General features: G+C 34.4%; 7 protein-coding genes. 5 read left to right on the top strand and 2 right to left on the bottom strand.

Features of this window, described 5'->3' with window-relative positions:
• Both ACJML3_RS04645 and ACJML3_RS04640 read left to right on the top strand, forming a co-directional pair.
• The coding region (locus tag ACJML3_RS04645) for a hypothetical protein (RefSeq protein WP_406021034.1) at nt 1–401 on the top strand (401 nt) is incomplete at its 5' end.
• Nucleotides 402–455: 54 nt separating this feature from the next.
• Nucleotides 456–1547 (top strand): trypsin-like peptidase domain-containing protein, encoded by a 1092-nt coding sequence (locus tag ACJML3_RS04640; RefSeq protein ID WP_331853519.1) that lies wholly within the window; start codon nt 456–458, stop codon nt 1545–1547.
• A 3-nt stretch (nt 1548–1550) separates the two neighbouring features.
• On the opposite strand, the gene bioB is transcribed toward ACJML3_RS04640, so the two are convergent.
• Nucleotides 1551–2537, bottom strand: coding sequence for a biotin synthase BioB (gene bioB / locus ACJML3_RS04635; protein ID WP_406021032.1), 987 nt, complete (start codon nt 2535–2537; stop codon nt 1551–1553).
• A gap of 461 nt (nt 2538–2998) precedes the next feature.
• On the opposite strand from bioB, the gene ACJML3_RS04630 reads away from it, so the two are divergent.
• Both ACJML3_RS04630 and ACJML3_RS04625 read left to right on the top strand, forming a co-directional pair.
• Nucleotides 2999–4609 carry a methyl-accepting chemotaxis protein gene (locus ACJML3_RS04630; RefSeq protein WP_406021030.1) on the top strand — a complete coding sequence of 537 codons (1611 nt, stop codon included), beginning with the start codon at nt 2999–3001 and terminating at the stop codon, nt 4607–4609.
• A gap of 113 nt (nt 4610–4722) precedes the next feature.
• Entirely contained in the window at nt 4723–5508 is a 786-nt protein-coding gene (locus tag ACJML3_RS04625; protein ID WP_406021028.1) for a ZIP family metal transporter, read from the top strand.
• A 23-nt stretch (nt 5509–5531) separates the two neighbouring features.
• Here ACJML3_RS04625 and ACJML3_RS04620 read toward each other — a convergent pair whose 3' ends face one another.
• Nucleotides 5532–6527, bottom strand: a complete 996-nt coding sequence (locus ACJML3_RS04620; RefSeq protein ID WP_406021026.1) for an HNH endonuclease — start codon at nt 6525–6527, stop codon at nt 5532–5534.
• A 494-nt stretch (nt 6528–7021) separates the two neighbouring features.
• Between ACJML3_RS04620 and ACJML3_RS04615 the strand changes: the two genes are divergently transcribed.
• Nucleotides 7022–7312, top strand: a 291-nt coding sequence (locus tag ACJML3_RS04615) for a hypothetical protein (RefSeq protein ID WP_406021024.1), incomplete at its 3' end; no start/stop codon positions are given.

The raw sequence follows: 7312 nt of genomic DNA, 5'->3' as shown, positions 1-7312 counted from the left end.
GCAACAAGCGTTATATCACTGAGGTTGTATGTGATCCTGCAGGTCTTCTAATGCTTGGAAGCAAAGCTCCTCGTGAGGAGTCTTATGACATGCCTCAAGGCAATCCATCTTTCCAGTCTCAGCAATCTAATACATATGCATCAAATCAGAATGGAAATTATGGACAATTTGGACAGAACAATTCACATGGTTTCCAGATTAATCAGAATCCACAAACAGCAATGTTTAATCAAAATCAGGGAGTAAACAATACCTTCAATCAGGGTATGAACAGCCGACCACAGAATGGTTATGCTTCAACTTCTGTTTCCTCTCCTTATCCTGGTTCACAGAATAATTCATTTACTCCAAATCCTGATAATGATATTTCCGTTCAGGATGATAATGAATTACCATTCTAAATAACATTTAATGCTCACCTGCTGGTGGGCATTTTGCAATGACTCTGTCTTTATATGAAATTAAAACAAGCCCAAAAGAAATTCATCTCATTGTTTCTACTGTGTACTGCAGGAATCATCATCGGTATTGGAATTCTTTTCTTTAAACCTGGTACTGGCAAAAAAATAGGTACATTCCTGAACGAAATTGCAATGACAAATGATGGATATTCCTATGCAGTTGGAAAAGCAGCACCAAGTGTTGTAAACATCTACGTTGCAAATCTGAATGAGAACTACACTCTACCAGATAATTCATCAATTACATCATCTGCATCAGGTGTAATTATGGACAAGAGTGGCATTATAGTTACAAACTACCATGTAGTTCCTTCAGGAAATGAGCCAAATAAATCTATTTTCGTTCAGACAAGAGAAGGCAAGGTCTATCAGGCTTTTGTTGTAGGATGCGACAGAAGAACAGATATTGCTGTTCTTAGAGTAAACAATGTTACTTTACAGCCAATTTCAGTCAGCAAAAAAGAAGTTAGAATCGGAGATATAGTTCTTGCAATTGGCAATCCAAACAATCTTGGACAGACTGTAACACATGGTATTATCTCTGCAACAGCAAGATCAGGAACCGGTCTTGTAACTCGTGATCAGATGAATATTCGTGATGGAATACAGGAGCTTATACAGACAGATGCTCCAATCAATCAGGGTAACTCTGGTGGAGCTCTTATCAATACAAAAGGTGAACTTGTCGGTATCAATACAGCATCTTTCTCTGGAGCTAATACTTATGGTATTGGATTTTCCGTTCCTGTAAAGCTTGTATCTGAAGTTATGGACGAAATAATACGTCATGGAAAAGTAGAAAGAGGCTACCTGGGAATTGCAGATGACGAAACAAAGAACCTTGGTCAAAATAACGGTGTAACAATCGGATATGTCGATCCTTTAGGTCCTGCATTTGGAATTCTAAAAATAGGAGATGTCATTACAAAAGTTGATGATATTCCAATTAATAATGTAAAAAGCCTGATCTATCTTATTTCTAAGAGCAAACCAGGCTATTCAATGAAATTTGAGATTATTAGAAACAACGCAACTAAAGTCTATAAAATAACTTTAGCTGAAGATAACACCGCTGTTATCAACTAATTTTTAATTTTCAGAAGCTATCGGTTCAATTTTTGAAACAACCTTTGATGAACTGATAGCAGCTGATATATCATCTGCTACAGTTAATCCTGCAGTTGTTAGCATATCACCAGTTATTTCCGCATTAATTCCGTAATTATATAAATCAGTAAAGTATTTCTGAATAAGCAGTCTGCCACCGGCTAATCGAAGAACAGTCTTTGGAAGAACGTGTCTGAACATGGCAATTGTTCTTCTAACCTCATCTGGATGAACTGTTTCTCTATTCTCAAGAGGAGTACCCTTGATAGGATTCAAAATATTAATAGGGGCAGAATCAACTTGTAACTTTCTAAGTTCAAGAGCAATATCCACTCTATCAAGGTCAGACTCCCCCATACCGATAATGCAGCCAGAACATATTTCAAGGCCTGCTTTCTTAGCCATTGCTATTACATCTTCTTTTTGCTTTATTGTATGAGTAGTACAGATTTCCTTAAAGAAATTAGGGCTTGTCTCAAGATTATTATGATATCTCTTAAGACCGCTTTGCTTAAGCATTACAAAATCTTCATAATCAAGAAGACCTAACGATCCACAACATGATATTTTCAGTTCACTGGTGATCTTTTTGTATGCCTCTGAAATTACCTTTAATTCGTTTTTAGATAATCTAACACCTGCAGTTACAATTGAAAAACGATGAACACCTCTTTTATCATTGTACTTAGCTTCTTCAAAAAACTGATCTACTGTCTTTAGAACGGATTTTTCAATTTCAGTATTGTAGTATCGGCTCTGAGAACAGAACTTACAGTCTTCAGAACACTTACCGCATTTTCCATTTGAAATACAGCACAGCTCAATAGCTTCTTTGAAAAAATGGGATGTAATCTTGCTTGCGCTTTCTTTTAACTGCTCAAGAGGTGCATTATATAATTCTAATGCCTCTTCCCGGCTTAACTCATAACCGTCAATAATTCTGTCAGCAAGCGTATTAAAGTCAATCAATTGTATCTCCTAGTTTTTATGTATTTCTTACATATTCTATACACACCTGAAGTTTCTCTTGCAGGCAGCAATATTATACACAAAAGTATGAAAATTGATTTATTGTGAACTGCATTGAATGTTTTCATAGAAAAAGAAAATGATTACTTCTAAAGACATTATTTTGTTGATATTAATCACAAAATATTTTTTGGGTCAAAAAAAAAAAAAAAAAAAAAAAATACTTTTATTTCAAGTAATTATCATTGATTTTTATATTAATTATCTTTATAGTAACTTCCTGTATTTATTAAGCACTTCACATTTTAATTTTTTTCGTATTGTCTAAATAAGAATTTTTACTATCATAAAACTAAAACGATATGCAAATTCTTACAGAATATGCATATAGAAAAAAAATAATTGTTAACTGAACACAATTATAAGGATATTTCAGTTTACCTTTATGAGGGCATATGAACATGGCATTTTTTGATCATTTGTCTATCAGACATAAATTCACTTTACTCCTTTGTGTTAGCTTCATCTTTCTTCTTGCTGTTGGTGTTATCTCAACTTATAAAGCATTAAAAGCACACAATTCATCACAATATGTTGTAACAACCATTATTCCATCTATAGAAGCAATTGGAAAAATTACTGCAACATTTAAGGAAGTACGAATCAGTGCAATTAAACTCCCTACTGCACAAGGTAAAGCAAAAGAAGGCTTAATTGAGAAATATACTAAAGATAGCAATGACATACGTGGTGCTCTTAGAAAACTTGAAAAAGTTTTTAATTCAGAAAAATTAGAGCCATCTTTTAAAACACTTGAAAAGTACGATCATGTAGTAAAGAATGTGCTTTCACCTCTATGTGACAAAGGAAGAGTCTTTGAGGCTACAACAGTTATCAGTGAGCAGCTTGTGCCTCTTGGTAATGAATTTGACAGGGAAACAAATGCACTTGTTCGTGATTTAGAGCAAAAATCTATTGAATCTTCAAATGAGCTTGAAGCTGACGTAAATCCAACAATTACAATCGTTGTTCTTGTAATTGTCATCATTGTTAATGCCTTAGCCTTAAAACAGCTTGCAAACTCTATTACATCAAGAGTAAGAGTTTTAGCTAGCTCATCAGATAACATCGCTTCTGGTGATTTAACAAACGCAGTTCCTCACATAGGTCATGATGAACTTGGTACATTAAGACAAAACCTTAATACCCTAACAGAAAATCTGCATGCTATCGTTTCAGATATGAACAATGATGCTTCAACTTTAAGCACATCATCACAGGATCTGACTACTGTTGCAAATGAGATTGATTCAAAGGCTACAAACGTACTTGATAAACTAATTACAGTTTCTTCTGCATCTGAAGAAATGGCTGCAACATCTCAGGAGATTTCTTCAAACTGTAATCTTGCAGCGACTTCTTCCGATGCAACTCAGAAAATGGCACTTGATGGAATGGATTCTGTTATCAATACTGTTAACGAAATCCGTATACATTCTCAAAAGACTCACCAAGACGCTCAGCTTATCCTTGAGCTTGACCACAAGACTCAGGAAATCAACACCATTATCACAACCATTGAAGATATCGCATCTCAAACAAACCTGCTTGCTCTAAATGCTGCAATTGAGGCTGCAAGAGCAGGTGAACATGGTAAAGGTTTCGCTGTGGTTGCAGATGAGGTTCGTGCACTAGCTGTTCGTACAGCAGAGGCAACAAAGAAGATTTCAACCATGATTACAACTGTTTCTACAGACGTTAAGAATGCAAACGAATCTATTACTGAAACTGTAGAAAAAATGGGTGAAATTGCTTCTAACGCTGAAGGTCTGCAGTCAACATTAAAGCAGATCACAGATAAGATTGGTGAAGTTAATATGGAAATTACTCAGATTGCTGCTGCAACCGAACAACAGTCAAGCACATCTAAGGAAATGTCCTTAAATCTCCAGTCTATCAAGGATATTACAAGAGATATGGCTGATACAGCTCACCACTCAGAAAATATCGCTTCAACATTTAAGGATATATCAAGCCGAATGAACACTACTGTAGGTAAATTCACAATTTAATTGTGCATTCATATGCTTACCTCTATACTTTACGGTATAGAGGTTTTTTTTTGTAGTTTTTACATTTGTTAGTTTATACTAACAATATTGAATTAGTAAAAGAAAGATCCACTATGCTTACAGAAATTCAGACATACACTCTTTTTTCAGGTCTTTTTGTATCTTTGTGCACAGCGGCAGGCGCTGCCATTGTTTTTCTCATAAAGAGAAACAATAATGAATCAATTGCTCAGATTACACTTGGTTTTAGTGGAGGAGTGATGCTTGCTGCATCAATCTTTTCACTACTTCTTCCTGCACTGGAAGGATCTGAAGGACGAGGAGCAAATCTTCTGACTGTTGTCATTGGATTTATACTTGGTATAACGCTTCTTATTATCATAGATAAGTCTCTCCCACATCTTCACGCTTTGTCTGATGTACCTGAGGGACCAAAGAGTAATTTCAATAAATCAACCCTGCTTTTTCTAGCATTAACGATTCATAATATTCCTGAAGGTATGGCACTTGGTGTTGCAATTGCTGCATTCAGTATCGATCCGTCAACTATATCTATGATTGTAGTTCTTGCTTTCGGTCTTGGACTTCAGAATATTCCTGAAGGTGCAGCTGTTTCTATGCCACTGTACATTGAAGGAAAAAGCAAAATAAGATCTTTTATTTTTGGAGCATTATCAGGTATTGTTGAGCCTATTGCTGCATCTATCGTTGTTCTTTGCTCAGCTTTTGTTGCAGATCTACTGCCATTTTTCTTATCATTTGCTGCAGGTGCTATGCTATATGTTGTTGTTGAAGAGCTAATACCTCAATCTCATGAATTTGAGCATTCTGATAAGGCAACTGTATCGGTACTATCTGGTTTTATTCTAATGATGATCCTTGATGTTGCATTAGGCTGATAGCTGAATTTAAAGAATTCTCTTTATATGAATTCCGAAACATCCCAGCTTCTAAAACCATTCATAATTGCATATCCATAAAGATTATTAATCGTTTTGTCTGTATAGCTGTTAGTATCAATTCTGTAAATACTATCTATTCTTGATGACTCTTTTATAAGGACTTTGTTTCGTTCAACAATACCATTTACAAATTTCTCTGGTGCCAACTTATTATTCTTTTGAGTATTGCAGTGAGGACATGCTAGAACAAAGTTATATAACCGATCCTCTTTAACAAAAGACCAAGGAATAAAATGATCTACGTGGATCTTACTTTTGAGTGATTTTCCACAGTAAAAACAGGTATGACATTCAAACTCTTCATATAAGATCTGGCGGTACATACTCAGATCTGAACGCAAAGTACTTTCATCTAGTTTTGTTGAAATTGCTTGTGTAAGCTCTTCACTATTGACCTTTTCAAGGAAGCGTGACCACTCAAAATAATTTACCTTCTCAAGCATCACTTTATTCTTACACATAAACTGATATGCAGCTGGATTAAACCGTATTATTTTTGTCTTTTTTGAAAATGAGTAGAAACTTTGCAAGGAATCTTCAAAAAGAGCACCAATTACATATTTTGAGCATTCAACTCTTACGTTTTTTATGATTTCTAATTTCTGTTCATTAGACAGAGATTCAAAAGGTATTACTTCATCGTAACCAAATGAATCAAATAATCCTTTCAGAATTGTAGTAATCTTTGCATTTTTTCCACTTTGCTGATTTAAGTTGTATTTAAGAATAAGATTCCAGTAACTCTCAGCAAAAGTTGAAAATACAGTATCAAATGAAAGACATAAAGAAGAGTCTACATTATATAGATTATCAAGAAGTGATTTAATAAAACCAAACTTGTAGCTAGCTGTATTTTTGCTAGATGAAGAAAATATCGAAGCAAAAATTCTGGAAAGATCACTGTCAGATAAAGATATCTTTGAATATTCACCTTCCGTAAGTGCCCAGCCAGCCATATTTACAGTCTCTTAGTAAAACTAACATATTCATTGTATCACTCAAAGGGCAATAAAACTTGAACATACAGAGAATCTTTGAACATAATATGTGTTTTACTGTAAAATGAAATCAAGTAATCAGTACATTTGATTACAGTTAAAAAATATGAAATATATTCTCTTTGATCTTGATGGAACATTATTATTTGCCTCTTCAAAAAAATAACTTTAACAAGCTTCCATCCCGTGCGATCAACAAAGATCTGGATATTAGTAACTCTACTTCTGCAGTTCAAAAATAGAACTTTAGAAGTATAAAAATTGATAAAACCGCAGTCTAGCACTGCTGTTGCTCTTTAAAAATACAATTTTGATTAAGATTTAGGGAAAATGTTAAGCTAAGTAGAGGCTAGTTGTATAGATAACATATTGTTATAAATCAATATGTTAGGTGCAAAATATGTTATAATATCCATCGACAAAAACATCAATTAAAACAAGGATTTTGCACCATGAATATGATACCTCAAACTGTAGCTTCAAACAATTGCCTAACAAGCTTTCAATCAGTATCGCAACGTCTTGGTGTATTCAAGCATCTAAAAAGCTGTGGCTTTAAAAAGCGCAACGGAGCTTCTGTTGATGATATTATCTCAACCGTTTTGTACTCAAAGCTAAAAGGTCATGAGAACTTATACAGATACTACGATCAAACAAGAGAAATTCCTACTTGTTCAGATCATGCGATTTATCGCTTTTTAAAAAGAGATAATCTCAATTGGGAGAAACATCTCATGCGTTGC

This window comes from Succinivibrio sp. (assembly GCF_045124615.1).
Classification (GTDB): domain Bacteria; phylum Pseudomonadota; class Gammaproteobacteria; order Enterobacterales; family Succinivibrionaceae; genus Succinivibrio; species Succinivibrio faecicola.
This window is presented reverse-complemented; position numbering and strand designations above follow the sequence as displayed.